Below are 26,886 nucleotides of genomic sequence, written 5' to 3' on the forward strand. Positions count from 1 at the left end.
CTCCATCATCAGTCGTTCGCCCTGGCAACGGAATTCACCCGCCGTCTCACGCACCGGAGCGCTACGGGCCTTCGCCCGCGCCCTGCGTTGAGCCGGCCGGTGGGGCCGTACGGGTGTCGCTCGCGAAAGGACGTGTGCCCCGGACACACGCCGTAGGGTGCACCCCGCGGAGCGCGGCCGAGCGCTCCACGAGGAGGGTGCGTACGAGCATGGTGAACGAGTCCGAACTGGTGTACCTGCGACGCTGCGTGGAGCTCGCGACCGAGGCACTGGAGACCGGAGACGAACCGTTCGGTTCGGTCCTGGTCGGCGGTGACGGCACGGTCCTGGCCGAGGACCACAACCGGGTGGCGGGAGGTGACCGCACCCGTCACCCGGAGTTCGAGCTGGCCCGCTGGTCGGCCGCCCGGCTCACCCCCGGGGAACGCGCGGCGGCGACCGTGTACACCTCGGGCGAGCACTGTCCGATGTGTGCCGCCGCCCACGCCTGGGTGGGTCTCGGCCGTATCGTGTACGTCGCCTCGTCCGAGCAACTGGCCGTCTGGCTGGGCGAGTTGGGGGTGCCCGCGCCACCGGTGCGGACGCTGCCCGTACGGGAGATCGCACCCGGGGTGGCGGTCGAGGGGCCGGTGCCGGAGCTGGCCGGGGAGGTACGGGCCCTGCACCGGCGGTTCCACGCCAAAACCGTCGGTGCCGTCGCCGACGATGACTGACAGCCGCGGGACGGGGCAGGCGGTCCGGGTTCCGTCGTCGCAGTCCGGAGAGCCTTCACCGATGCCCGAAGACGTGGTGCAGCACACCCGCCCCACCCCCACGGCCCCTCCCGACCGGGAGAAGCCACGGGCGAGGCGGGCCTCGCGGGACCCGTACTTCGACAACGCGAAGTACCTGACCATCGTCCTGGTGGCCTGCGGGCACGCGTGGGAGCCGCTGACGTACGGCAGCCGGGCCGCGACCGCCGCCTATCTGACCGTCTACGCGTTCCACATGCCGGCCTTCGCCCTGATCTCCGGGTACTTCTCGCGAAGCTTCGACATGGCGCCCGGCCGGCTGAAGCGGCTGATGACGGGGGTGGTCCTGCCGTACGTCGTGTTCGAGACGGCGTACACGCTGTTCTACCGGTGGGCGCAGGACGATCCGGGCTATCCGCTGAGCCTGCTGGATCCCTGGTACGTGATGTGGTTCCTGGTCGCTCTCTTCATCTGGCGGCTGACCACGCCCCTGTGGCTGATGCTGCGCCACCCGCTGCCGGTGGCGCTGGGTCTGGCGATGCTGGCGGCGGTGTCACCGGATCTCGGCGGCGACGTCTCCATCCAGCGCGTGCTGGGCTTCCTGCCGTTCTTCGTGCTGGGCCTGACCCTGCGGCCCGAGCACTTCGAGCGGCTGCGCACCCGCCGGGTACGGCTGTGTCTGTTCCCGGTCGGGCTGGGAGCGCTCGTGGTGGCGTACGGGGTGGCGCCGTGGTTCGACGCCGGCTGGTTCTACCACCGGGGCAGCGTCACCGGCCAGGGCGTGTCCCGCTGGGCGGGGGTGCTGACCACGCCCGCCCTGTTCAGTCTGGCGGTGCTGCTGACGGCCTGCTTCCTGGCCTGGGTGCCGCGCCGGCAGCTGTGGTTCACGGCGCTCGGCGCGGGCACGATGTACGGCTATCTGCTGCACGGCTTCGTGATCAAGTGGGCGCGTTTCCGGGACTGGTACGCCGTGGAGTGGCTGCACACCCCGCTCGGGGAACTCGCGGTCACGGCCCTCGCGGTCGGCGGCATCACCCTGCTGTGCACCGCGCCCGTACGGGCGGCGCTCCGCTGTGTCGTCGAGCCGCGCATGGAGTGGGCGTTCAGGAAGGGCGACGCCCCGCCGACCAAGGCCGCTCCCCCGGCCGGGGTCGCCGGCGACGCCGCCCCTGCGCCTAGCCGAGCTCCAGAGTCGTGACCCCGAAGACGCGCTCCGCCGCGTACGGCCGGATCGGGCCGGTGTACATACGAGCCGTCTCGAAGGAGGGCGTCAGACCGTACTCCTCGACCAGCGCCACGGCGGCCGTGTTCGGCTCCGGCACGTCGACGGCCAGCTCGCGGCCGGCGGCCTCGGCGGCCAGTCCGGCGAGGAGCGCACGGGCGTCGGCGGCGGTCTCGGCGAACAGCGGGCCGATCCGCAGGGCGTCCCGGCCGGGACGGATGACGCCGTAGCCGGTGAGCCGCCCGTCGACGACGCGCGCGAGGGCCCGGTGTCCGTCGGCGGTGAGCCAGTGCCGCAGGAAACGGGGGCGGTCGGCCGGGTGGCAGGCACTGTCGTACGCGGCGAGGGAGGCTGCGTCCTCGACCGGCCGGACACCGTCGGGCACGGGTGTCCCGGGCACGACGCCCGAGTACCGGAAGGTGCGGTGGGCGGGCTCGAAGCCGGACTGCCGGTATTTGTCCTGCTGCGCGACGACGCCGTCCAGGCCGACCGCGCGGCCTCCCGCGTGGGCGAGGGCGGCCTTCCAGGTGGCGAGGCCGTGGCCCCGGCCCCGCAGATCCGGGCGGACCAGATAGAAGCCGAGGAAGGCGTATCCGTCGCCGTAGTTCACGACGGAGACGGACGAGACCGGTTCCCCGTCGAGCCGGCCGATGAAGAAGCCCTCGGGGTCCTGCGCGAAGAAGCACGCCGGGTCCGAGAGCCCCGGGTTCCAGCCCTCGTCCCCCGCCCACCGGGCGACCACCGCCCAGTCGTCGAGCGTGGCCCGGGTGACGACGAGGTCCTGATGCCCCGGAGAGGTCATCTCTGCGCTCCTTCGCTGAGGTCACGGGTGCGCGGTCGCCGGGCGACCGCGGGTGCGTGGTAGGCCGCACCCCGCAGCATCCTCGCCGACGCCCGATCGTGCCCGCGACGCGGGAAACAGCCGACATCGCCGGGCGCCTGACCCGTCCTACGCCCCGGTTCACGCGTACGGGCGACCTGCTCACGGCCGTCGCACGGCCTCGTCGCGGCGCAGGGTACGGCGCTCCCGCCCGGCCCGCCCGCCGGGAGGCGGGGCCGCGAGGGGCCGCCTATGGTGATCCGGGGGTTGTCCCCGGCCGCCCCGGCCGGGTGTCCCTGGAGGCGCGCATGCGGTCCACGCACAGACGGCGCCCGCTCGCCGGAGCCGCGGTCGCGGTGCTGGCCCTGCTGGGGGCCGGACTGCCGGCCACGGCGGCGGGCGCCGACGACGAGCAGGACGACAAGCAGCCCGATCTGACCCGCTTCTACCAGCAGAAGATCAAGTGGTCGAAGTGCGAGGGCACGGAGATGCCCAAGGATCTGCGGTGCGGCAAGGTCACCGTGCCGATCGACTACACCCGGCCCAAGGCCGGAACCCTCGACCTGGCGATGGCCCGCTACCGGGCCACCGGCGACTCGCGCGGCTCGCTGCTGCTGAACTTCGGCGGCCCCGGCGGCCCGGGCGTCCCCGAACTCGCCTACGGCGGCAAGGACTTCATGGATCTCACCGACGGCTACGACGTCGTCACCTTCGATCCACGCGGCGTGGGCCGATCGTCTCCCGTCAGCTGCGGCGACGGCACCGACGAGGCACTCGAGGCGACCGACAGCGGCGAGGACGCGAACGACCCGCAGGCCGCCCTCAAGCAGCTGCGGCGGGCCGCGGCCGCGTGCAGGAAGCACTCCGGCCCGGTGCTGCCGTACATCGGCACAGCCAGCGCCTCCCGCGACCTGGACGTGATGCGCGCCGCCCTCGGCGACAAGAAACTCAACTACCTCGGCTTCTCCTACGGCACCCGGCTGGGCGCGGTGTACGCGGCGCAGTTCCCCGAGAAGGTGGGCCGGATGGTCCTCGACGGGGTGGACACCCTGACCGAGCCGCTGGCCGAGCAGGGTCTGGTGGGTGCCGCGGGCCAGCAGACCGCGTTGGAGGACTACCTCGACGCGTGCACCGAGGAGCTGACGTGCCCGTTCGGACAGGACTCCCGCTCCGCCCGTGAGCAGGTCGTGGCGCTGGTCGACTCGCTCGACGAGTACCCCGTGCCGTCGGACTTCGGGCAGGACTTCACGGGCCAGGACCTGGTGGGCGCCATCAGCCACGCCCTCTACAGCGAACAGATGTGGCCGATGCTCACCCAGGCGCTCAACATGCTCGTCCACGACGGGGACACCCGGGGCGTCGTGGCACTCACGGGCGGCGGCTTCGCCCCGACGACCGTCCCGTACCGGTCCTCGGCGCCGGCCCGCCCGCACGAGCCTCCCGAGCCCAGCGCGTCCGGCACCCCGACCCCACACAGCGGGCTCGTCGACGCCGGGGAGGTCCCGCCGGACAACCTTCCGGCCGCGCTCATGGCGATCAACTGCGCCGACGACCCCGACCGGCCCACCGCCAAGAAGATCACCGACAACCTGAAGGACCTGCGCGCGGCCTACGAGGACGCCTCCCCCGTGTTCGGCCGGTACCGGCTCACCCAGGTGCTGATGTGCCACGGCCGCCCGGCGGGCACCGACTACATCCGCGACGAGGTGCGGGACGTCGACACCCCGAAGATGCTGCTCGTGGGCACCCGGGGCGACCCGGCCACCCCGTACCGCTGGACCGTGGAGACGGCTGAGCGGCTCGGCTCCTCGGCGGTCGTCCTCGACAACAAGGGCAAGGGGCACACCGGGTACGGGTCGTCCAAGTGCGTGCACGCGAAGGTCGACGACTTCCTGCTGTTCGGGACGCTGCCGGACGACGGAAGTTCCTGCGGAGCCGACGATTGAGCATCGGGCGTGTAACACGCACGGGTCGGGTACAACCCCGCGCGCACTCGGCGCGTCACACTGGGCAGGCGTCGCCTTTGCGCGTGCCGTACCCGTACGTGACCAAAACTGGGGGATTCCACCGATGCGTATCCGTTCCTTCCTCACCGTCTCGACCGCGGCGGCCGCCGGCGCCGCTCTGCTCCTCACCGCCGCCCCGCAGGGGCTGGCCGCCCAGCCCGCCGCGAAGACCCCGGTCTGCAAGGCGAAGGTCCTCAAGCTGGGGGCCAAGCAGTCCAAGGACGCGCGGGTCGTGCACATCAGCGTCAAGAACACCGGCACGCGCACCTGCACGATCGACCGCCTTCCCGTCGTCACCTTCGGCGACCTCGACGGGGCGGCCCTGCCGGTGCCGTCGGGCGAGAGCGGGCCGTACAAGGTCGGCTCGGGGAAGACGGTGTACGCGGCCGTCCGTACGATCGCCGACCTCAAGGACCCGGACGCCCGTCGCGTCGGCACGATCACCGTGTCGGCCAACCCCAACCTCAACGGCCGTACCTTCACCGCGAAGCAGCTGGGCGCGAGCAAGAAGGTGAAGGTCTGGGAGCCGGTGACGACCTGGTGGAAGCCGTCCAAGGCCGCCGCCGACAAGGCGCTCAAGAAGGAAGTCGGCTGACCCTCACGGCAGCCGCACGGCATCGACGAGCCCGTCGGCGCGCGCCCCATCACCGGTGCGCGCCGACGGGCTCCTTCGCTGCCCTCCTGCGACCGCCGAGGCCGCCTGCGGCGGGAGCCTTCTTACCCCAAATGCCCGACACGCGAATCAGTCCTATCGTGAAGTCATGGAGCATGCCCTCAGTCCCACGACCCTCACCGAACTGCGCCGCCCGCGGCCCTACCCCGCGGTGTCGGTGCTGACGCCGACCCACCGCCGGGAACCCGAGAACACCCAGGATCCGGTCCGGCTGCGCAATGTGGTGGCCGAGGCGAAGAAGCGACTGGAGCACGATCCCGCGGTCACGCGGGAGCGGCGCCACGACGTCGTCGAACAGCTGGACCAGGCCCTGTCCGAGGTGGATCTGACGCACGCCGAGGACGGCCTGGCGATCTTCGCGGCGCCCGGTGAGCACCAGGTGTGGTCGCTGGCCCGTCCGGTGCCGGAGCGGGTGGTGCTCGCGGACACCTTCCTCACCCGGAACCTGGTGGCCGCGCAGGCCGCCGAGCGGCCGTTCTGGGTGCTCTCGGTCTCCTCGGACCGGGTCACCCTGTGGAACGGCGGCGGCGACCGCGTCTCCGAGGCGCACACCGGCGGGTTCCCGCTGACCAGGGACCGCGACAACTTCGACGCCGAGCGGCAGGAGCGGATCGGCGACCTGCCGTCCGCCTTCCGCGACGAGGACACCCGCCGCTTCCTGCGTGACGCCGACACCGCGCTGGCCCGGCTGCTGCGCGCTCGGCCCCGGCCCGCGTACCTCACCGGGGAGACGGCCGCGCTGTCCCTGTTCGACGAGATCGGCACGGTCACCAGGGACGCCACGCACATCCCGCACGGCGGTCTCGCGCACGGCACCCCGGAGGCCGTGTGGCAGGCGGTCGGGCCCCTGATCGCCGCCGAGGACCGCAGGAACGTCGACACCGTCGCCCGGCGGCTCGAAGCGGCCCGCGGCCACAAGGCGTTCGCCGCCGGGGTCGACGAGGTCCGGCAGAACGCCCAGCAGGGCCGCATCCAGCTTCTGGCCGTGGAGGAGAACTACCGGACGGCCGTCCGCGCCGACGGAGGCGGCGGGCACCTCGTCCCGGCCGAGAGCGGCGACCTCGACGTCCGCGAGGACATCGTGGACGAGATCGTAGAGCGGTGTCTGGACACCGGCGCCGAGGTCCGCTTCGTCCCCGACGGCACGCTGGGCGACGCCCGGGGCATCGCGGGCGTCCTGCGGTACTGAACCCCGGCCGTCGCCCACCGGCACACCTCGGGACTGGTGTCAGACACCGCCGAGGAGGGTCGTCAGGCCCCGGTCGAGGGCCGGGCCCAGCTCTTCTCTCCCGGCGCCGACGACGGCGTAGCTGCGCACCAGGAAGCGCTGGAGAGCCGCCTTCTCGAACCGGAGCAGGGCCATGCCGTACGGGGAGTGCAGTTCGACCACCGTGCGGAAGCGGCCGCAGGGCCAGATGTGCACGTCGCCGGCGCCGGCGGGGGCCCGCACGCCTTCCTCCAGCAGTTCGCGGGAGAAGGTCCAGGTCACCATGGAACCGTTCAGCGAGATGTCGGCCGGGAAGTCGAGGTGCACGGCCAGCGGATCGTCGGAGGAATAGCGCAGGCTCGCGGGCACCGGGACCTCCCGGTCCTCGGCGGTGATGAGGAGAGCGCGGGCGGGCTGTTCCAGCGTGACGGTCATGAACGGTCTCCGTTTCGGGTGAAGCTCTTCCTGCGGTGCGGGCCGACCGGGTGCGCCGACGTGCCTTCTCGACCTCGCGGAGGGCTTTCGCATGAGACGGCTCCCTGGATTCACCTCTGTGACCCATGTCACCCGCGCCGCGACCTTCGGGCTCACGCGGAGGCGTCGACGAGGCCGGGTTCACAGAGGCCGTTCCATGGAATCGAGGGGCTCGTACATATGCCCCTCGAACAGGGGAATGAAAGACAGGTGAATGCGGTCGACGGTCCGTCAAGTCACGTACGATTCCTACGACTTGGACCCTCAGGACGCGTACCCGCGTGCGGTGGAGAACCCCGACCGCAAGGACGGTGGCATATGCCAGAAGCACCACCGTATCGTGTCTTGCCAAATCCCTTACAGCGCGTCGCGGGCTGTGCAACAGTCGTAATCGGCCCTTACGTCAGCGTTGGTCGTACCGTCCCCCATCGGAGTACGTGATGCCGTCCCCTCTCTCTGCGGATCGCCCCGCCGCCCAGCCGCCCCGACGCGGCACGGTCGACGCGCTCATCTCGCAGACGCGGCGACTGCGGGGCGACGTGGACGCCGTACGCCGTGACGCGCCCGCCGACGAAGCGGACCCGGAGGTCCGCTGGCAGCGCGCGCTCTATGATCTGGCGCTCAATCAACTGAGCGATCTGGACGGCCACTTGGCCCAGCTGCGGGACGGTCCGGCCCCGCCGCCGACCCCCGCGGCCCCGGCCGGGCTCCCGGTCGCGCCGCCCCCGGCGCCCCGGCGTGAATCGCTGCTCAGCCGGGTCGGCAGCGCCGAGTGGAACCTGCTGACCGACGAGGCGAGCTGGTCCGGGGAGCTGTATCAGATCCTCGGCCGCGACGCCGCCGCCCCGCCGCTCACCCTCGACGAACTGCCCTCGCTGGTGCTCGACGAGGATCGGCCGAAGCTGACGGCGATGGTCACGGACTGTCTGATCGACGCACAACGCATCGACGGGGAGTTCCGAGTCCTGCTCCCCGACGGCGGAGTGCGCACCGTGCACATGATGGGCGAGCCCGTGCTCGACGACGACGGCGGTACGGCCTCGATGTGGGCCGTCCTGCGGGACGTCAGCGAACTGCGGCGCAGCCAGCGGGCAGTGAGCGAGACCCGTGACTCGCTGCACCGTCAGCGGCACTTCGCGCAGACCGAGCACCGGGTCGCGGTCGAGCTGCAGGAGGCCGTGCTGCCGCCGTGGCGCGGCTCCCTGCGGCTCCCGCACCAGGGCCCCGAGAGGCTGGACCTGGCCGCCCATTACCTGCCCTGCTCGACTAGTGCGCTGATCGGCGGCGACTGGTACGACGCCCTCGAACTGCCGGGCGGCGAGAGCCTGTTGAGCGTGGGCGACCTCACCGGTCACGGAGTCACCGTCACCTCGGGCATGGCGATGCTGATCGGCGCGCTGCGCGGCCTGGCCATGGCGGGCACGGAGCCGGGCCGGCTGATGGCCTGCCTCAACCAGTTACTGGACGCCACGGTGCAACCGGCCCTCGGCAGCGCCGTCTGCTGCCGCTACCGGCCGGCGACCCGCACCCTGGTCTGGGCGCAGGCGGGGCACCCCGCCCCGCTGCTGTTCCGCGGCGGGACGGGGCGTGTGCTGACATCGCCGGACGGCGTCCTGCTCGGAGCGACCTCGGGTGCCGTCTACGGGCAGGCCGAAGTGACGCTCGAACAGGGCGACCTGCTGCTCCTGCACACCGATGGACTGGTCCCCCGGCGGGGAGGAGAGGCAGCCGTGCAGCGGCTGCTGGACCTGGCCCCACGGATCGGCGCGGCGCGTACGGCCCAGGAATGTGTACGGACAGTGGTGGAAGAGTTCGGCGAGACCGAGCGTGCGGACGACGCCTGCGTACTCGTCGCCAGGGTCAGCTCCTGAGGAGTCTGCCCCCGAGGGGTCACGCCGACGCGATGTCGCCCTTGTTCTTCGGCTGGGTCTTGGGCAGGGCGAGTTTGATCTCCTCCCGCAGGTCCTGGATCTTCGGATAGCTGGAGTACTGACCGGTGAGCCGGTACATCTCACGCAGCCGGTCCCAGGTGCGGTGGGAGGAGTTGGAGCCCATCGCCGCCAGGGCGAGGCGGGCGTAACTGGCCGCCTGTTCCGGGTCGTCGGCGATGAAGGAGGCCGAGGCCATGGACAGGAAGTCGAAGATCTTCGACCGCTGCCGGCCGTCGACGCGCAGTTCCAGAGCCTTCTGCGCGTAGTGCTGGGCCTGCTTGGCCGCGGCCGGTTCGTGCTCCGCGAGCGTGCGGTAGGCCAGGGCCTGCATGCCGTAGAGATCCTCCTCCTTGAACATCTGCATCCAGCTGGGCGGCGGAACGTCCCCCCGGTCGGAGACGAACAGGTCCTCGGCCTGGCCCAGGGTGCGGCGCATGGCCTGGCCCTTGCCCAGGGAGGCCTGGGCCCAGGCCTCGACGGTGTGGAGCATGGCCTTGGTGCGCGGCAGCACCTGCTCGCCGGAGCCGGACTGGGCGAGTTTCATCAGGTCGAGCGCCTCGTCGGGCTTGCCGAGGTGCACCAGTTGTCGGGCCGCCCGCGAGAGGGCCTCTCCGGCGCGGGGCCGGTCACCGCCCTCCCTGGCGGCGTGGGCGGCGATGATGAAGTACTTCTGGGCGGTGGGTTCCAGGCCGATGTCGTGCGACATCCAGCCCGCTAGGACGGCGAGGTTGGCGGCGACGCCCCACAGGCGGCGCTGGAGATGCTCGGGGTGGCGGTAGGAGAGCATGCCTCCCACCTCGTTCAGCTGTCCCACGACAGCCTTGCGTTGCAGCCCGCCGCCGCGGGCCGCGTCCCAGGCCCGGAACACCTCGACCGAGCGCTCCAGTTCCTCGATCTCCTGCGCCCCGATGGGGGCGGCCTCGTAACGGTCGAACCCGGCGGGGTCGGCGTGCAGGGGGTTGTCGAGATCGGGTGCGTCGGCCGCGAGGGCCGGATCGGTGTGCAGCCAGTCGTGCATGGCGCTGCTGAGTGCGGATCCCGCGGTGAGCGCGACGCCCGCACCCACCAAGCCGCGTCGGTTGAGCATGAGGTCCATTCCCGTGAATTCGGTGAGGACCGCAGCAGTCCGTTCGGGCGCCCACGGCACACCGTCGGGATGTTCCACATTCCCGCCGTCCTGCCGTCTTCCCGTACGCCCGTGCCGGACCAGACCGAGGTCCTCGATGGTCACGACACGGCCGAGACGCTCGGTGAACAACGCCGCCAGCACCCGCGGCACGGGATCGCGCGGGATCTCTCCCATGTCGATCCACCGCCGCACCCGTGAGGTGTCGGTCGCCAGCTGGGGGTGGCCCATGGCCGCCGCCTGCCGGTTGACCAGCCTCGCGAGCTCTCCCTTGGACCAGCCGGCCAGGCCGAACAGGTCTGCGAGTCGGGTATTGGGTTGTCCGCTCACGTCAAGCCCCCAGGTTCTCGGCTGAGTTGAATGTAGCCCGCTGTCAGTTGCTGGGGGACTATTCGCCAGGCTTCGCCAGGGTGCGCTACATGGTGTGCCATGGGCCATCCGGTGTCAGGTAGGAAAGCGCCACCCCGACCCGGTCGCCCCGACGGGCACTCCCCAGGGTGTCCTCGGATCGGCCGGGGCGGGCAGCGCGTGACCTCGCCGGCACACGAAGGGATCTGTCTTCCCCCATGTACGCAGCATCGTCCTCCGTGTCCGCTCCTCCCCGGTCCCTGCACCCCCGCCAGCCGGGCAGCGGCGGCCCCTACCTCGACCCCACGCGTACGGCGGCCCCGATGCTCGGTGGCGGCCGGGCTCGGCGTGTGCCGGGGCTCGGCACCCAACCGCTCAGCGGGAGACTCGACTTGTCCGGCCCCCAGGGCGCGCAGCTGCGCACGGCGATCGCCTCGGTGCATCGCATCTGTCCGGAGTTCACTCCGGTCCAGGTGCTGCGCCGCAGCGGCCGCTCGGTGCTGCTCGTCGGTACGACAGGGCGCAGCACGGCCGTCGCCAAGTGTTTACTCGACCATTCATCCATCTGGGAGGAGCGGCTCCGGCACGAAATAGCCGCATACCGCTCGTTCGTCCGGCACCGCCCCCCGGTGCGGGCGCCGAAGCTGATCGCGGCGGATCCGGACAACTGCACCTTGGTCATCGAGCGGATGCCGGGCCGGGTGGCAGCCCTGCAGCGGCATCCGGTGGAGGCGCCGCCGCGCGCCGACATCCGGGCGGCGCTCGGCGCGATCTGCCGGCTGAACGCGTGGCGGCCACCGGCGGGGACGTTCGACGCCCCGCTGGACTACGCGGAGCGGATCTCCCGATTCCATGAGCTGGGTCTGCTCACCGACCGGGACATGGGCGATCTGCAGAAGCTCCTGCACGGCATCGCGCACGCGTCGGGCCGTCAGGGCATGGGCCAGTTCTGTCACGGCGACGCCCTCCTGTCGAACATCCTTCTCTCACCGGCCGGTCCAGTGCTGGTGGACTGGGAGCACGCGGGGTGGTATCTGCCGGGGTACGACCTGGCGACGCTGTGGGCGGTGCTCGGGGACGCACCGGTGGCGCGGCGGCAGATCAGTCAGCTGGCGCAGTCGGCGGGCCCGGCCTCACGGGACGCGTTCCTGGTGAACCTGATGCTCGTACTGACCCGTGAGATCCGTACCTACGAGACAGCCGTGCAGCGTTCGATGCACGACTCGACCCCGGCGGCACCGGGCCCGGCCCACCCGGCCGCCGCGCCGTCCGGCGAGGAACAGCGGCTGCTGCTCAGGCGGCTGCACGACGACTGCCAGATGGCCCGCAAGGCCGTACGGGCGGCGGTCGGCACTCGCTGAGAGGAAAGGAAGGTCCGCAGTGCGCCCTGGACAGGGGCGCGCCGCGGACCTTCGTCATGTCAGGGCAGCCAATCACCGGGGAAACGGCCTCCTCCGGGCATGATTGACGGATCGTCGGCCGACCGATAGCACTGGTGCACTCCCCCACGCTCGGCTTCTCCCCCCAGCGTGGGAGGTGTCCCCAGGCTCCGCCCGGCCCGCCATCGCCCCACCATTCCAGGAGGCCGCCTTGCGAGGATCCCCCACCGACCGCAGGCCCACCCCACTGCCCGGACGTTTGCGCAGAACGGCGTTCACCGCAGCCCCCGCCGTCCTGCTGCTGCCCCTGCTGGGGGCTGCCCCGCCCGCCGCCCAGTCGTCCGCCGCGTCGGTCCGTCTGCAGGGCGCGTTCGGCGCCGCTGCCGCCGAGTACGGCGTTCCGCGCAGCGTTCTGCTCGGCGTCTCCTATCTGCAGTCCCGCTGGGACGCCCACGGCGGCGCGCCGAGCGTCACCGGCGGCTACGGCCCCATGCACCTCACCGACGCGCGCACGGCCCTGGCCGAGGCCCCGCACCACAGCGAGGGCACGGAGGACGCGCGCGGCGACGACTCCCGGCCGCCCCTGGTGGCCGAGGCGGATCTGCCCGAGTCGTCCGAACTCCCGTCCCGGCTGCGGACGTTGACGAAGGCGGCCGAACTGACCGGTCTGCCCGCGCGGACGCTGCGCACGGACGCCGAGGCCAATGTGGCGGGCGGGGCCGCGCTGCTCGCCGCCGCGCAGCGGGAGCTCGGCGCGGAGCCGAGTGCCGATCCGGCGGACTGGTACGGGGCGGTGGCGCGCTTCTCGGGCGCCGACGACCGGGCGACGGCGGCGGCGTACGCGAACGAGGTGTTCGCCGTGATCCGCGACGGCGCCGGGCGGGTCACGGACGCCGGTCAGCGGGTGGCGCTCGCCGCCGAGCCGGGTCTGCGCCCCGACACCGGGCAGTTGTCCCGGGCGGGGCTGCGCGCGGCGGCCGCGGACGGCGCGGAGTGTCCGACAACGGTGTCCTGCGAGTGGATCCCGGCTCCGTACGAGGAGTTCGGCGACAACGACTACGGCAACCACGACCTGGCCGACCGGCCGACCTCGCAGCGCATCCGGTACATCGTCGTCCACGACACCGAGGGCTACTGGGACACCACTCTCGAACTGGTCCAGGACCCGACCTATGTGTCGTGGCACTATTCGCTGCGCTCCACGGACGGTCACATCGCCCAGCACATCAAGAACAAGGACGTGGGCTGGCACGCCGGCAACTGGTACGTCAACGCGGGGTCGGTCGGCCTGGAGCACGAGGGCTTCCTGGCCTCGCCGGACGCCTGGTACACGGAGGCGATGTACCGCGCGTCGGCCCGTCTGGTGAAGTATCTCGCCGCGAAGTACGGCGTCCCGCTGGACCGGCAGCACATCCTGGGCCACGACACCGTACCCGGCCCGACGACGGCGACGATCCCGGGGATGCACACCGACCCGGGCCCGTACTGGGACTGGCGGCACTACTTCGAGCTGCTGGGCAAGCCCTTCGGCGCCACGTCCGGCAAGGACAGCGCCATGGTCACCATCCTCCCGAAGTACGCCGACAACCGGCCCGAGTTCACCGGCTGTGTGAGCGGGGGCGAGCCCTGCGCGGTGCACGGCTCCAGCGCCGTACGCCTGTACAGCGAGCCCGCTGTGACCTCACCCCTGATCAAGGACATCGGGCTGCGGCCGGGCGGCGACGACTCGACGATCGATGTGAACGACCTCGGTTCGCGGGTCTCCACCGGGCAGCAGTACGCGGTCGCCGGGCGGCAGGGCGACTGGACGGCGATCTGGTATCTGGGGCAGAAGGCCTGGTTCCAGAACTCCAAGGCGAAGCCGACGGCGGTCGGCGCGGCCGGACTGGTCGTGACGCCCCGGGAGGGCCTGGCGGAGATCCCGGTGTACGGCCGCGCGTACCCGGAGGCGGCGGCGTACCCGGCGGGTGTGCCCGCCCAGGCGGTGTCCCCGTGGCCGTACAAGCTCCTCAAGGGGCAGAAGTACGTCGCGGGTGACCGGGTGCCCGGCGAGTACTACTACGCCGTCTCCTTCGACACGAGCGGGCACAGGGTCGTGGTCGGTGAAGACCTGTATTACGAGATCCAGTTCGGCCATCGGGTGGCGTTCGTGCGGGCGGCGGATGTGCGGGTGCTGCCGGCCGCGTGAGGACGAGGCCGCCTGAGGGCGCGAAGAAGGGCCGGGTGTGAACCCGGCCCTTTCGTCTTCGTGCTTTGCCGCTCTCAGCCCTGCTGGAACAGCTCCGCCGGGAGCGGCTTGAGCAGCGCGTACAGGTCGTCGGTGATGGGGCGGTCCCAGGCGGCGATGGTCACCAGGACGTTGTCGCTGCGGTCGAACTGGACGCAGGAGATCCGGGACTCGGAGAGCTTGAGCCGGCGGACGATCAGAAGGTTGTCACCCTGCATCACCGGCATGTCCTCGGCACCGACGACGGTGATCTCCTCCTCGTTCTCCAGCGCGATCAGCAGCTGGGCCACCTCGAAGGGGATCTCGCCGTCGGCGACCTCGCGCGCCGGGGAGCCCTCCGGGAGGTTGCCGATGATCATCGCGGGGCCGCGGCCGCCGTAGAGGTCGTAGCGCAGGAAGACGCCCTGGCAGCTGCCGTCGGGGGCCGGCAGCAGGCCGGCACCGAGATTGCCCGGCCAGTCGCCCGGGTCCATGGCCAGTACGTCGAAGTCGGGACCGGCAGGAGTGGCGCTGCGGCGGCGGAGGAAGGACATGCCGCAATGGTACGGCGTGCCGTCCGGCGGTGGGGCCGAGGGAGCGTGGGGGGCAGGGGTCGCTCTCCGAGGCGATGGTCAGCTCGCCGCCTTCTTGTGCCGTTCGTGGTGGCGGGCGACGCGGGCGCGGTTGCCGCAGGACGGCTTGCACCATTCCTGGCGGGGGTGCTCCTTGAGGAAGTAGCGCACGCAGCGTGGTGCGTGGCAGGCGCGCAGCCGCTGCCGTTCGGGGCCCGCGAGGAAGGCGAGGGCGGAGCGGGCGAGGGCGGCGGTGAGCGGGTCCTCGCCGGTGGCGGGCTCATGGCGTACGACGGGTTCGGCGCCGGGACCCCAGGTGAGCACAGGGACGGTCGGGGTGAGGGCGGCGGCCTCGTTGAGGCGTGCCAGGGCTTCGGGGACGGGCACCGGGCGGGTGCCGTCGGCGGGGCTGGGCTCGCCGGGGCCGACGGCGCGGGCGAACAGGGCCCGCACGGCTCCGCGGAGCTCGCGTACGGAGGTGAGGGCGGCCTCGTCGACGGTGTGGCCGACGGTGGCCGGCAGGACGTCCGCATGCGCCCGGACCCAGGTGGCGAGCCCCACGGGCTCGGTCAGGTCGTCGGCGACTCCGCCGTGGCCGTCATGGCGGAGGGTCGATGCGAGGTCCAGGGCGAGCCGCGCGTCCGCACTGATCGAGTACTCCATGAGGCTAATGATAGGCGAGTCGTCATCCATTAACCCGAGGGAAGCCACCGCGCGGCCGTCTCCTCGTCGCGGGCATCCGAGCCCTGTCGGTGGGCGGCTCCCGGCCGCCCACCGACAGGGCTCGCACGGCCGCTCAGGTCAGGTCGAACTCGCCCTCGCGGGCCCCCGACACGAAGGCACCCCATTCGGCGGGGGTGAAGATCAGCGAGGGGCTCTCGGGGCTGCCGCTGTTGCGCATGGCGATGAACCCCTCGACAAAGGCGATCTGGACATCTCCCCGCCCCTGGCTGCTCGACCGCCAGTCCGCGTTGCTCAGGTCCAGTTCCGCCGGCTTGTGCCAGCCGTCGAGGGATCGCTGCTCCATGATGGTCTCGGCCACGTCCGTGCTCCTCCCGGTTCGTCGTCCGCCCGCCAGACTAGCGATCGCCCCCCACCGCCGACAGGCCACGTGAGGGGGAGGTTCAGGAGGTCGGCGGCTCGGCGCCCACGAGCCACATCGAGAAGAACTGCGATCCGCCGCCGTAGGCGTGCCCGAGCACCCGGCGGGCGCCCTCAACCTGGTGCTCTCCGGCCAGCCCCCTCACCTGCAACGCCGCCTCCGCGAAACGGATCATGCCGGAGGCGCCGATGGGATTGGTGGAGAGCACTCCGCCGGACATGTCGACCGGAAGATCCCCGTCCAGTTCGGTGACGCCCGACTCGGTGAGTTTCCAGCCCTCGCCCTCGGCCGCGAAGCCGAGGTTCTCCAGCCACATCGGCTCGTACCAGGAGAACGGCACGTACATCTCCACCGCGTCGATCTCCCGGCGCGGATCCGCGATGCCCGCCTGCCGGTACACGTCGGCCGCGCAGTCCCGTCCCGCGCGCGGCGACACGCTGTCCTTCCCCGCGAACAGGGTCGGCTCGCTGCGCATCGCGCCGCCGTGCATCCACGCGGCGGGCCGGGGCGCCCGGGCGGCGCCCGCGCGGTCGGTGAGGACCATCGCCACGGCCCCGTCGGAGGACGGACAGGTCTCCGAGTAGCGGATCGGGTCCCACAGCATGGGCGAGGCCTGGACCTTCTCCAGCGTGATGTCGTGCTCGTGGAGATGGGCGTACGGGTTCTTCAGCGCGTTGCGGCGGTTCTTGTACGCCACCAGGGAGCCGACGGTGTCGGGGGCGCCGCTGCGCCGCATGTACGCCCGGACGTGCGGGGCGAAGAAGCCGCCCGCGCCGGCCAGCAGCGGCTGCTGGAACGGGATCGGCAGGGACAGTCCCCACATGGCGTTCGATTCGGACTGTTTCTCGAAGGCGAGGGTCAGCACCGTGCCGTGGACACGGGCGGCGACCAGGCTCGCGGCGACCAGCGCGGTCGATCCGCCGACCGAGCCCGCCGTGTGCACCCGCATCATGGGCTTGCCCACCGCGCCGAGCGCGTCGGCGAGGTACAGCTCGGGCATCATGACGCCCTCGAAGAAGTCGGGCGCCTTGCCGATGACGACGGCCTCGACGTCGGCCCAGGTCAACTCGGCGTCGTCGAGGGCCCGTTGGGCGGCCTCCCGGACGAGCCCGGCGATCGACACGTCCCGGCGGGCCGCCACGTGCTTGGTCTGGCCGACGCCTACGACGGCCACGGGCTCCTTGCTCATCGGGGATCCCCTTCGAGTACGGCGACCAGGTTCTGCTGCAGACAGGGGCCGGACGTGGCGTGTGCCAGCGCCCGGTCGGACTCGCCCCGGTGGATACGGGCGGCGGCCTCGCCGATCCGGATGAGCCCGGCGGCCATGATCGGGTTGGCTGCCAGGGCCCCGCCCGACGGGTTGACCCGCACGCCGTCGTCGAGCCCCAGCACCTCGCGCAGGATCACCTCCTGGGAGCTGAAGGGGGCGTGCAACTCGGCGGTGTCCACCGGCCGTTCGTACGCGCCGGCCCGTTCGGCGGCGAGGCGGGTGGACGGCGAGTCGGTCAGATCGCGTACGCCGATGCCGTGCGCCTCGATGCGGTGGTCGATGCCCCGGATCCACGCGGGCCGCTCGCACAGGTCACGGGCCCGTTCCCCCGCCGCGAGGACCACGGCGGCGGCCCCGTCACCGATGGGCGGACAGTCCCCCGTGCGCAGCGGCCGTACGAGATAGTCCCCCTGGGGCACCGGACCCCGCGGCTGGGCGTGGGAGTTGGCGGCGGCGTCCGCGCGGCTGCGCGCCCCGACGGCGGCCAGTGCCGGCTCGTCCGCGGTGCCCGCGTCGATGAGCGCCTGGGCCTGGAGGGCGGCGAGGGCGACGGAGTCGGGCCACAGCGGAGCCACGTAGTACGGGTCCAACTGCCGGGTCAGGACGTCCCGCACCGACCCGGGCGAGGACTTGCCGTACGAGTAGACGAGCGCGGTGTCGGCGTCCCCCGTCCGCAGTTTCACCCAGGCCTCGTACAGCGCCCAGGCCCCGTCCATCTCGACGTGCGACTCGGAGATCGGCGGCCAGGCGCCCACGCCGTCGAGGGCGAGGGTGAAGGAGAAGGCGCGGCCGGCGAGGTAGTCGCTGGAGCCGGAGCAGGTGAAGTCGATGTCGGCGGTCTTGAGCCCGGTGCTCTCCATGACCTCGTGCAGTACCGGCATGAGCATCTCCACCTCGGAGATCTCCTCGCTGGTGCGCCGGTGGTCGGTCTGGGCGAAGGCGACGACGGCGATGTCACGTACGCCTGCGGCTCGTGGTGCCTCGCGCGTCACAGCGTCTCCCTGTAGGTCTCGTAGTCCGCGTCCGGTTCGCCGGTGGGCCGGTAGTGGTCGGGATAGCGGGACCCTTCCGTCCACACCGGCTCCACGCGCAGGCCCATGCGCACCTGGTCGTAGGGGATGCCGGCGATACGGCCGTGCAGGGCGAGCCCGGCGCCGTCGAGGGCGATGTGGGCGTAGACGTAGGGGACTTCGATGTCGAGGTTCTTCGCCTTGATGTTGACGATGCAGAACGTGGTGACCGTCCCGCCCGGACCGACCTCCACCTGCTCCGCCGTGGCCACCCCGCAGGTCGGACAGGCGCCCCTCGGCGGGACGTACACCTTGCGGCAGGACGGACAGCGTTCACCGACGATGCGACGGCCGCCGAGGGCGTTGATGTAGCCGGTCTGGGCGCGGCCGGGCGAGTAGGTGTAGTCCAGGCGGGCGGGGGCGACGATGCCGGTGATCGCGTCGGCGAACTCGCCGGTGTGGCCCGCCGGTTCCACCGGTTCGCCGTCGTACGGCTCGAAGCAGGCGATGTCCGTGATGGCACCGGACCGTTCCTCGGCCCACCGGACACGGACGCGCGCGCCGGTGCGTACGGAGTCGGGTCCGGGGGCGTCGAGGGCGTGGAGCAGGGCCGTGTCGGCGCCGTCGAGCTTCACCAGCACCCAGGCGAAGGGGGTGGCGAGGGGCTGCCCGCGGCGCGGCTCGTGGTTCCAGGCCCAGGTGGTCACGGTGCCGGTGGGCGCGACCTCGACGAGATCGCGGATCTCCTCGGCGGTGACGGGGTCGTACTCGACAGGGGGGACCAGAACCCTTCCGTCGCCGGTACGCACACCGAGGAGGACCTGTTCGCGGAGGCCGGTGAGGAAAGCGCTCTGGACGGGGCCCACGGACCGGGTGAACGGGAACTCGACGGTGAGGGGTGCTGTGAGGATTGCGGACATCGAAGCTTGCCTCCTTCAGAAGAGGGCACAGGCACACGCCCGTCTTTTAGGGGCGCGGGGAACCGCGCGACCAGCCACGGACCACCCGCAGCCGACACACGACATCCCCGGGCGGTACGCCTACGCCCGCTTGTAAACAGGGGGCCGTTTCTCGGCGAAGGCACGAGCCCCTTCCTTGGCATCGTCCGTGTCGAAGATCGGCCACCCCCGCTTCAACTCGGCGGCCAGCCCATCCGCTTCGGTCATCTCGGCCGTCTCGTACACGGACGCCTTCACCGCCTCCACGGCCAACGGCCCACACGCGTTGATCTGCTCGGCGATCTCCAAAGCCTTGGTCAGTGCAGTGCCATCGGGCACGACATGCCCGATCAGCCCGATCCCGGCGGCCTCGCGCGCGCTGTACGGCCGCCCGGTGAGCAGCATCTCCAACGCGTGAGTGCGCGGAATCTGCCGCTGGAGACGGACCGTGGAGCCGCCGATCGGAAAGAGCCCGCGCTTGACCTCGAAGAGGCCGAACATCGCGGATTCGCCCGCGACCCGGATGTCGGTGCCCTGGAGAATCTCCGTGCCACCCGCGACGCAGTACCCCTCGACCGCGGCGATCACCGGTTTGCGCGGCCGGTGGTGGCGAAGCATCGCCTTCCAGTGCAGATCGGGGTCGGCCTTGAGCCGGTCCCGGTACTGCTGCCCCTCCATGCCCTTGCCCGCCAGGGCCTTGAGGTCCATCCCGGCGCAGAAGGCACCGCCGGCTCCGGTGAGGACGATCGAGCGGACCTCGTCGTCCTCGTCGGCCTCGGCCCAGCCGTCATGGAGGCCGACGAGCATCGACAGCGAGAGCGCGTTCTTGGCCTCGGGCCTGTTGAGCGTGAGCACCAGGGTGGCGCCTTCGCGGCGCACGGTCAGGTGTTCCGTACCACCCATCGCTTCCTCCCGTCGGGCAGAGCGAGCACGGGTTCCGTCTCCGGAACGAGAACAGGTTGCAGGAGGCGCGGAGCCAGTACAAGGGTTTTCTGACACACAGTCAGATTTCTTCTGCGCGAACCCTTCACAGTCACGGCGCCCTTTGCTCTGATGACCGACGAACCAACGCGTACCGCACATCGGTTGGGCACGTCCGGGGTCAGGAGGAGCGCGGTGGAGTACAACCTTGCCGACCTGTTCGAGTCGGTCGTCGACGTGGTCCCCGACCGGGCGGCGCTCGCCTATCTCGACATCCCGGGTACGGGCGCGGAACACCGGCTCACGTACACGGAGCTGGACGCGGCGGCCAACCGTGTCGGGCATCATCTGCTCGACAGCGGGATCGAGCCCGGTGAGCACGTGGGGCTGCATCTCTACAACGGCATCGAGTACCTGCAGACCGCGCTCGGGTGCCTGAAGGCCCGGATCGTGCCGGTCAACGTCAACTACCGCTATGTGGAAGAGGAGTTGGTCTACCTCTACCGGGACGCGGATCTGGCCGGTCTGGTCTTCGACACGGAGTTCACGGCTCGGGTGGCGGCCGCGCTGCCGCGGACGGAGAAGCTGCGGCACCTGGTGCGGGTGGGGACCCCCGCACCGGACGCACCCCCGCTCGACGTGGTCGACTTCGCCGAGGCGGAGGCGTCCGCGTCCGCCGAGCGGGGCTTCCCGGCGCGCTCGGGCGACGACCAGTTCATCATCTACACCGGCGGCACGACGGGCATGCCCAAGGGCGTGATGTGGCGTCAGGAGGACCTGTTCTTCTCGGGGTTGGGCGGTGGCGCCCCCACCGGGGAGCCGGTGAAGTCGCCGGAGGAGCTGGCCGAGCGGGTCGCGGCCGGCGGTGACGGGATCACGTTCTTCCCCACGGCCCCGCTCATGCACGGGACGTCCACCCTCACCGCCTTCATCGGATTCAACTTCGGCCAACGGGTCGTCATCCACCGCAAGTTCGTGGCCGAGGAGGCCCTGCGGACGATCGAGAAGGAGAAGGTCACCAGTGTGTCGCTGGTCGGCGACGCGATGCTGCGGCCGCTCATCGACGCGCTCAACGGCCCGATGAGGGGCACGGACTGCTCGTCCCTGTTCAGCGTGTCGTCCTCCGGCGCGATCATGTCGGAGACGGTCCGGCGGCAGTTCCAGGCCCTGGTGCCGAACGCGATGCTGCTGAACAACTTCGGTTCGTCGGAGTCCGGCTTCAACGGCACGGCGACGGAGGACTCGGGCGCGGGCGACGGTTTCCGTATCCGCGTCCACTCCCGTACGCGGGTCGTGGACCCGGCGACGTACGAACCCGTGCCCGTCGGGGTGCCGGGCCGGGTGGCGCAGTGCGGCCATGTTCCGCTCGGCTACTACAACGATCCGAGGAAGACCGCCGAGACCTTCTTCGAGCGGGACGGCGAGCGCTGGGTGCTCCTCGGCGACATGGCGACCGTCGACGAGGAGGGCGTCGTCACCGTCCTCGGGCGGGGCTCGCAGTGCATCAACACCGGTGGCGAGAAGGTGTACCCGGAGGAGGTCGAGCAGGCCCTCAAGGCCCATCCCGACGTGTACGACGCGCTGGTCGCCGGGGTGCCGGACGCCCGCTGGGGCAACCATGTCGCCGCCGTGGTGCAGCTGCGCGCGGGCGCGGCGAGGCCGTCCCTGGAGGACATCCAGAGCCACTGCCGTACCCGCCTCGCCGGCTACAAGATCCCCCGCCAGCTGGTCCTCACGGACGCCATCCGGCGCTCCCCCAGCGGCAAGGCGGACTACCGCTGGGCGCGGTCGGTGGCGGTGGCCGACGCGTGAGCCGGCCCCGGAACCGCGTCAGCGGCCGCTGAGGAAGGCCGTCACCCGCTCGGCGAACCCCTTGGGGTCGTCGAGCCAGGGGAAGTGCCCGCCGCCGGGCTGGACCACGAACCGGGCGTCCGGGAAGAGGCCGGCCGCGCGGCGGGCGAGGTCGGGCGTCGGGCCGGTGTCGAGTTCGCCCGCGTACACGAGGACCGGGGCCGACAGTTCGGCGAGTGCGGCTCGGGTGGCGGGCGGGTCGTAGGCGCCCGCCGAGCCGTAGACGGCGGCCGCGTCGTCGTTGGTCTGCTGTTCCTCGGCGGCCGTGTGGGCGCGGGCGGTGGCGTCCCAGCGGCCGTAGAAGAAGGGCATCATGGCGTCGTCGAAGGGGCCTCGCCCGGTCCAGGCCGCCTCGAAGGCGGGATACGCGTCGGCGAACCACGATTCCCCCTCGCGCAGGCGGGCCGCGGTGAGGCGGTCGTCGACGGTCACCGGGAGTCCCACCGCCCAGGGGGTGGCGGTGATCAGTGCCAGGCGGGACACCTGCTGCGGGTACCGGGCCGCGTAGAGCGTGGCGAGGTTGCCGCCGGCCGAGTGGGCGAGCAGGTCCACGCGGTCCAGGCCCAGGTGGGCGCGGAGTGCCTCCACGTCGTCGACCTGCCGGTCGCACCGGTACGTCGCCGGATCGACGGGGATCGCGGAGTCGCCCGTGCCTCTGAGGTCCAGCAGGACCAGGCGCCGGTGGGCGGTGAGGCCGCCCAGGTCGCCCAGGTAGGCGGAGGCGCGCATGGCTCCGCCGGGGAGAACGATCAGCGGGTCGCCCTCGCCGCACAGGTGGTAGGCGAGTTCGGCTCCGTCGGGTGCGGTGAAGGTCGGCATGGCGTCGATCTTCGTGTCGGAGGAGGACCACCGCAACGGAGTTCAGCGGCGAAGGCGGGCCTCGGCGGCGAGGGCGGGGTGGCCTCTGCGGCGCGAGCGGGGTGGCTTCTGCGGGGCGGGCTGGGTCAGGCCTCCGCGAAGCGGTCCCGCAGCTCCCGCTTGAGGATCTTCCCGCTCGCGTTGCGCGGCAGTTCGTCCACGAACAGGATCTTCTTCGGTGCCTTGAAGTGGGGGAGTCTCTCGCGGGCGTGGGCGATGAGTTCGTCCTCGGTCGTCTCTCCCCGACGTACGACGACCGCCGTGACGGCCTCGATCCAGTGGTCGTCGGGCAGGCCGATCACCGCGACCTCGGCGACGTGGTCGTGGGTGTAGAGGGCGTCCTCGACCTGGCGGGAGGCGATCAGGACGCCGCCGGAGTTGATGACGTCCTTCACGCGGTCGACGACGGTGAAGAACCCGTGGGCGTCTCGCACGGCGAGGTCACCGGAGTGGAACCAGCCGTCGCGGAACGCCTCGGCGGTCTCCTCCGGCTTCTCCCAGTAGCCCTCGCAGAGTTGTTGCGACTGGTAGACGATCTCGCCCGGGGTGCCGTCGGGCACCTCCTCGCCGTCCTCGTCGACGACCTTGGCCTCGACGAACATGACGGGGCGTCCACAGGAGTCCATGCGGCCCTTGTGCTCGTACGGGCCGAGGACCATGGACAGCGGACCGATCTCGCTCTGCCCGAAGCAGTTGTGGAAGGCGAGCTTGGGCAGCCGCTCCTTGAGCCGTTCGAGGACGGGCACCGGCATGATCGACGCCCCGTAGTAGGCCTTGCGCAGACCGCTGAGGTCACGGGTGGCGAAGTCGGGGCGGTTGGAGAGGGCGATCCACACCGTGGGCGGGGCGAAGAGGCTGTCGGCGCGGCCCTGCTCGACGAGGTCGAGGATCCGGTCGCCGTCGGGTGCGTCGAGGATCGTGTTCGTGGCACCGACCGCGAGGTACGGCACCAGGAAGACGTGCATCTGCGCGGAGTGGTACAGCGGCAGGGAGTGCACGGGCAGGTCCCCCGCCTGGAGGTCGAGGGCGGCGATCGCGCTGAGGTACTCGTGCACCAGCGCGCGGTGCGTCATCATCGCGCCCTTGGGGAGCGCGGTGGTGCCCGAGGTGTACAGGAGCTGGACGAGGTCCTCGGCGCGGGGCTCCTCGCCGTCGTACGGCTCGGTGTCGGCGAGGCGCGCGAGGAGCGAGTCGTCCGCGTCGCGCAGCGGCAGGGTGCGGGTGCCCTCGGGAAGGTTTCCGGCCAGGTCCGGGTCGGTGAGGACGAGCGTGCTGCCGGACTGGTCGAGGAGGTAGGAGAGGTCGTCGCCGGTGAGGTTCTGGTTGACCGGGACGTGCACCAGGCCGGCGCGGGCGGCGGCCAGGAAGGCGATGAGGTAGGCGTCCGAGTTGTGGCCGTAGGCGGCGACCCGGTCGCCGGGCCGGAGTCCGGTGTCACGCAGGGCGCGGGCCGCGCGGGAGACCGCGTCGTCCAGCTCGGCATAGGTCCAGGACCGTTCGCCGTAGTGGATCGCGACGCGGGCGGGGATGCGCCGGGCGCTGCGTCGCAACGTCCCGTCGACCGTCACACTGCGGCCAGCCGTCATGATTCCCGCTCCTTCGTCCGTGTTTCCGACGCGATCCTCGTTCCGTCGCGCGAGCGAGGTCAAGCGCACCACCCCCGTGGCCGGAATCCGGCACACATGGCGTGAAGTGGCTCAACGTCGACCCCTGGGGCGCGAGTCAACAAGAGCGAAGATCCATCACACGTATGGACTACGCACCGATGGATTGACACGCTCAACCGTCCCTTCCCTCAATGATGTTGGGAGGCTCCATGCGCACCCGCCTGAGACAGCTCGTGGTCTCGGCCGTCGCCCTGTTCACCGCCTCGGCCGTACTGCCCTCGGCCACCGCCGCCGACGAGCGAGCCGGTGGGCACCACCCGTCCCACGGTGGTCTGTCCGCCGTGATCCGCTACACCGAGTACGGCGTTCCGCACATCGTCGCGAAGGACTACGCGAACCTCGGCTTCGGCACCGGCTGGGCGCAGGCCGCCGACCAGGTGTGTGTGCTCGCCGACGGCTTCGTGACCGTGAAGGGGGAGCGCTCCCGCCACTTCGGGCCCGACGCCGCCCCCGACTTCTCACTCTCCTCCGCCTCCAGGAACCTCACCAGTGACCTGTACTTCCAGGGTGTCCGGGACGAGGGCACCGTGCGGCGGTTGCTGGACCAACCCGAACCCCTGGGACCGAGCCGCGCGGTCAAGGACCTGATGCGGGGCTGGGCGGCCGGCTACAACGCCTGGCTGAAGAAGAACCGGATCACCGACCCCGCCTGCCAGGGCGCCGCCTGGGTACGGCCGGTCACCACGCTCGACGTGTTCTCCCGGGCGTACGCCCTGGCCGTACTCGGCGGCGAGGGGCGGCTCGTGGACACGATCACCACCGCGCAGCCGCCCACCTCCGGCGCCACGGACACGGCCCCCGCCACCCCGGACGCCAGGACCGCCGCCCGAGCCGCGAGCGAGCTGTTCGACGCCACGAACGCGGACATGGGCTCGAACGCCGTCGCCTTCAGCGGTGACACCACGGCGAACGGCCGCGGTCTGCTGCTGGGCAACCCCCACTATCCATGGGCCGGCGGGCGCCGCTTCTGGCAGGCGCAGCAGACGATCCCCGGTGAGCTGAACGTCTCCGGCGGGTCGCTGCTCGGCTCGCCGATCACCCAGATCGGCTTCAACGCGAAGGTCGCGTGGAGCCACACCGTGGCGACCGGCGTCCCCATGAACATCCATCAGCTGACACTGGACCCGGCCGACCCGACGACGTATCTCGTGGACGGCAAGCCGGAGCGGATGACGAAGCGGACCGTGACCGTCGCCGTGAAGGACGGCTCCCCGGTCACCCGCGCCCAGTGGTGGACGCGGTACGGCCCGGTGGTCACCTCGCTCGGCGCCGACCTTCCGCTGCCGTGGACGGCCGGGACCGCTTACGCCCTCAACGATCCCAACGCGGCGAACATCCGCTTCACCGACACCTCGCTGGGCTTCGCCAGGGCGGGCGGCACGGCGGACGTCCTCACGTCCCTCGCCCGGCACCAGGGCCTGCCCTGGGTGAACACCGTCGCCGCGGACTCCGCGGGGCACACCCTGTTCACCCAGTCGCAGACGCTCCCCCGGATCACCGACGAACTGGCGGCGCGCTGCTCGACCCCGCTGGGCAGGGCCACGTATCCGTCGGCGGGTGTCGCGATCCTCGACGGCTCCCGCTCCGACTGCGCGCTCGGCAGCGACGCCGACGCCGTGCACCCGGGGATATTCGGGCCCGCGAAGATGCCGACGCTCAAGGACGCGCCGTACGCGGAGAACTCCAACGACAGCGCGTGGCTGGCCAACGCGGACCGGCCGCTGACCGGGTACGAGCGGGTCTTCGGCAACGTGGGCACCCAGCGTTCGATGCGGACGCGCGGCGCGGTCGAGGACGTGGCGGCGATGGCCGACCAGGGCGGCCTCACCGTACGGGACCTCCAGCGGCAGCAGTTCGCGAACCGGGTGCCCGCGGCCGATCTCACCGTCGACGACGTGGCCGAGGCATGTGCCGCGCTGCCGGGTGGTACGGCGACGGGCAGTGACGGCAAGGTCGTCGACGTCGCCGAGGCGTGCGGCGTGTTCAAGGCGTGGGACCGGACCACGGACACCGACAGCCGGGGCGCGCTGCTCTTCGACCGGTTCTGGCGGCGGCTCAACGCGGTCGTGCCGCGCGGGCAGTTGTGGAAGGTGCCCTTCTCGGCGGCCGACCCGGTCAACACCCCGCACACGCTCAACACCACCGCGCCCGGATTCGCCACGGCCCTCGCCGACACGGTGACGGAACTGCGGACGGCCGGCACGGCCCTGGGCGCGAAGCTCGGCGACCACCAGTTCGTCGTCCGGAACGGTCAGCGCATCCCCGTGCCCGGAGGTACGGAATCGCTCGGCGTGTGGAACAAGATCGAGTCGCCCTGGCGCCCGGCGGAGGGTGGCTATCCGGAGGTCTCGTCGGGTTCCAGCCACATTCAGGCGGTCGGCTGGGACGGCGGCCGCTGCCCGGTGGCCCGCACGCTGCTGACGTACTCGCAGTCCTCCAACCCGAATTCACCCCACTACCGGGACCAGACGCGGCTGTTCTCGGCGGAGAAGTGGGTGACGTCCCGTTTCTGCGAGAAGGACATCCTGTCCTCGCCGAAGCTGAAGGTGGTCCGTGTGAGCCAATGAGCCAATG

22 protein-coding genes are annotated in these 26,886 nt (G+C 71.5%); 10 read left to right on the forward strand and 12 right to left on the reverse strand.

Translation table 11 applies throughout. The features are described from left to right. Window positions 1–209: 209 nt before the first annotated feature. Together OG202_RS02275 and OG202_RS02280 are read left to right on the forward strand one after the other, a co-directional pair. Window positions 210–713 (forward strand): nucleoside deaminase, encoded by a 504-nt coding sequence (locus OG202_RS02275; protein WP_326585252.1) that lies wholly within the window; start codon window positions 210–212, stop codon window positions 711–713. Window positions 714–774: 61 nt separating this feature from the next. Further along, window positions 775–1,929, forward strand: a complete 1,155-nt coding sequence (locus OG202_RS02280; RefSeq protein WP_328222237.1) for an acyltransferase family protein — start codon at window positions 775–777, stop codon at window positions 1,927–1,929. Here the strand turns inward: OG202_RS02280 and OG202_RS02285 are convergent. Beyond that, window positions 1,907–2,755 carry a GNAT family N-acetyltransferase gene (locus OG202_RS02285; RefSeq protein WP_328222238.1) on the reverse strand — a complete coding sequence of 283 codons (849 nt, stop codon included), beginning with the start codon at window positions 2,753–2,755 and terminating at the stop codon, window positions 1,907–1,909. The two genes, OG202_RS02280 and OG202_RS02285, sit on opposite strands and share 23 nt — an antisense overlap. Before the next feature lie 326 nt (window positions 2,756–3,081). On the opposite strand from OG202_RS02285, the gene OG202_RS02290 reads away from it, so the two are divergent. The 3 genes from OG202_RS02290 (at window position 3,082) to OG202_RS02300 (ending at window position 6,641) form a co-directional block, all read left to right on the forward strand. Beyond that, the gene (locus OG202_RS02290; RefSeq protein ID WP_328222239.1) at window positions 3,082–4,719 is read left to right on the forward strand and encodes an alpha/beta hydrolase; all 1,638 of its coding nucleotides are present in this window, start codon (window positions 3,082–3,084) and stop codon (window positions 4,717–4,719) included. A gap of 124 nt (window positions 4,720–4,843) precedes the next feature. Next, window positions 4,844–5,374: a DUF4232 domain-containing protein gene (locus OG202_RS02295; protein WP_327731722.1), complete on the forward strand. Its 531-nt coding sequence runs from the start codon at window positions 4,844–4,846 to the stop codon at window positions 5,372–5,374. 166 nt (window positions 5,375–5,540) lie between these two features. Continuing rightward, window positions 5,541–6,641, forward strand: a complete 1,101-nt coding sequence (locus OG202_RS02300; RefSeq protein WP_327731721.1) for a baeRF3 domain-containing protein — start codon at window positions 5,541–5,543, stop codon at window positions 6,639–6,641. Between the two features lie 39 nt (window positions 6,642–6,680). Here OG202_RS02300 and OG202_RS02305 read toward each other — a convergent pair whose 3' ends face one another. Continuing rightward, a complete protein-coding gene (locus OG202_RS02305) occupies window positions 6,681–7,094 on the reverse strand; it encodes an SsgA family sporulation/cell division regulator (RefSeq protein ID WP_326585246.1) in 414 nt (137 codons plus the stop codon). Window positions 7,095–7,573: 479 nt separating this feature from the next. Here OG202_RS02305 and OG202_RS02310 point away from each other — a divergent pair, with 479 nt between their 5' ends. Then, window positions 7,574–9,004, forward strand: a complete 1,431-nt coding sequence (locus tag OG202_RS02310) for a PP2C family protein-serine/threonine phosphatase (protein WP_327731720.1) — start codon at window positions 7,574–7,576, stop codon at window positions 9,002–9,004. A 19-nt stretch (window positions 9,005–9,023) separates the two neighbouring features. Here the strand turns inward: OG202_RS02310 and OG202_RS02315 are convergent, their stop codons facing one another. Beyond that, on the reverse strand, window positions 9,024–10,520 hold the full coding sequence (locus tag OG202_RS02315; protein WP_326585244.1) for a DNA-binding protein NsdB: 1,497 nt from the start codon (window positions 10,518–10,520) through the stop codon (window positions 9,024–9,026). A gap of 236 nt (window positions 10,521–10,756) precedes the next feature. On the opposite strand from OG202_RS02315, the gene OG202_RS02320 reads away from it, so the two are divergent. Both OG202_RS02320 and OG202_RS02325 read left to right on the forward strand, forming a co-directional pair. Then, entirely contained in the window at window positions 10,757–11,899 is a 1,143-nt protein-coding gene (locus OG202_RS02320) for an aminoglycoside phosphotransferase family protein (protein ID WP_327731718.1), read from the forward strand. 229 nt (window positions 11,900–12,128) lie between these two features. Continuing rightward, window positions 12,129–14,105 carry an N-acetylmuramoyl-L-alanine amidase gene (locus tag OG202_RS02325; RefSeq protein WP_327731716.1) on the forward strand — a complete coding sequence of 659 codons (1,977 nt, stop codon included), beginning with the start codon at window positions 12,129–12,131 and terminating at the stop codon, window positions 14,103–14,105. A 74-nt stretch (window positions 14,106–14,179) separates the two neighbouring features. On the opposite strand, the gene OG202_RS02330 is transcribed toward OG202_RS02325, so the two are convergent. The 7 genes from OG202_RS02330 to OG202_RS02360 all read right to left on the reverse strand — a co-directional run bounded on the left by OG202_RS02330 (window position 14,180) and on the right by OG202_RS02360 (window position 19,918). Next, the gene (locus tag OG202_RS02330; protein WP_326585241.1) at window positions 14,180–14,677 is read right to left on the reverse strand and encodes a hypothetical protein; all 498 of its coding nucleotides are present in this window, start codon (window positions 14,675–14,677) and stop codon (window positions 14,180–14,182) included. Between the two features lie 78 nt (window positions 14,678–14,755). Then, on the reverse strand, window positions 14,756–15,358 hold the full coding sequence (locus OG202_RS02335) for a CGNR zinc finger domain-containing protein (RefSeq protein WP_327731715.1): 603 nt from the start codon (window positions 15,356–15,358) through the stop codon (window positions 14,756–14,758). A gap of 133 nt (window positions 15,359–15,491) precedes the next feature. Beyond that, a complete protein-coding gene (locus OG202_RS02340; RefSeq protein WP_326585239.1) occupies window positions 15,492–15,737 on the reverse strand; it encodes a DUF397 domain-containing protein in 246 nt (81 codons plus the stop codon). 82 nt (window positions 15,738–15,819) lie between these two features. Next, window positions 15,820–16,986 (reverse strand): thiolase domain-containing protein, encoded by a 1,167-nt coding sequence (locus OG202_RS02345; protein ID WP_327731713.1) that lies wholly within the window; start codon window positions 16,984–16,986, stop codon window positions 15,820–15,822. Beyond that, on the reverse strand, window positions 16,983–18,059 hold the full coding sequence (locus OG202_RS02350; RefSeq protein WP_327731712.1) for a thiolase domain-containing protein: 1,077 nt from the start codon (window positions 18,057–18,059) through the stop codon (window positions 16,983–16,985). The genes OG202_RS02345 and OG202_RS02350 overlap by 4 nt, the downstream gene beginning before the upstream one ends. Next, on the reverse strand, window positions 18,056–18,997 hold the full coding sequence (locus OG202_RS02355) for a Zn-ribbon domain-containing OB-fold protein (protein ID WP_327731710.1): 942 nt from the start codon (window positions 18,995–18,997) through the stop codon (window positions 18,056–18,058). The genes OG202_RS02350 and OG202_RS02355 overlap by 4 nt, the downstream gene beginning before the upstream one ends. Before the next feature lie 120 nt (window positions 18,998–19,117). After that, window positions 19,118–19,918, reverse strand: a complete 801-nt coding sequence (locus tag OG202_RS02360; RefSeq protein WP_327731709.1) for a crotonase/enoyl-CoA hydratase family protein — start codon at window positions 19,916–19,918, stop codon at window positions 19,118–19,120. Window positions 19,919–20,131: 213 nt separating this feature from the next. Here OG202_RS02360 and OG202_RS02365 point away from each other — a divergent pair, with 213 nt between their 5' ends. Then, window positions 20,132–21,748 carry an acyl-CoA synthetase gene (locus OG202_RS02365; protein ID WP_327731708.1) on the forward strand — a complete coding sequence of 539 codons (1,617 nt, stop codon included), beginning with the start codon at window positions 20,132–20,134 and terminating at the stop codon, window positions 21,746–21,748. Window positions 21,749–21,766: 18 nt separating this feature from the next. On the opposite strand, the gene OG202_RS02370 is transcribed toward OG202_RS02365, so the two are convergent. Together OG202_RS02370 and OG202_RS02375 are read right to left on the reverse strand one after the other, a co-directional pair. Beyond that, the gene (locus OG202_RS02370; RefSeq protein WP_328222240.1) at window positions 21,767–22,606 is read right to left on the reverse strand and encodes an alpha/beta fold hydrolase; all 840 of its coding nucleotides are present in this window, start codon (window positions 22,604–22,606) and stop codon (window positions 21,767–21,769) included. 125 nt (window positions 22,607–22,731) lie between these two features. Next, window positions 22,732–24,231 (reverse strand): acyl-CoA synthetase, encoded by a 1,500-nt coding sequence (locus tag OG202_RS02375; protein WP_327731706.1) that lies wholly within the window; start codon window positions 24,229–24,231, stop codon window positions 22,732–22,734. Window positions 24,232–24,461: 230 nt separating this feature from the next. Here OG202_RS02375 and OG202_RS02380 point away from each other — a divergent pair, with 230 nt between their 5' ends. Next, window positions 24,462–26,879, forward strand: coding sequence for a penicillin acylase family protein (locus OG202_RS02380; protein ID WP_327731705.1), 2,418 nt, complete (start codon window positions 24,462–24,464; stop codon window positions 26,877–26,879). Window positions 26,880–26,886: the final 7 nt, after the last annotated feature.

The organism is Streptomyces sp. NBC_00310 (assembly GCF_036208085.1).
Lineage (GTDB): Bacteria > Actinomycetota > Actinomycetes > Streptomycetales > Streptomycetaceae > Streptomyces.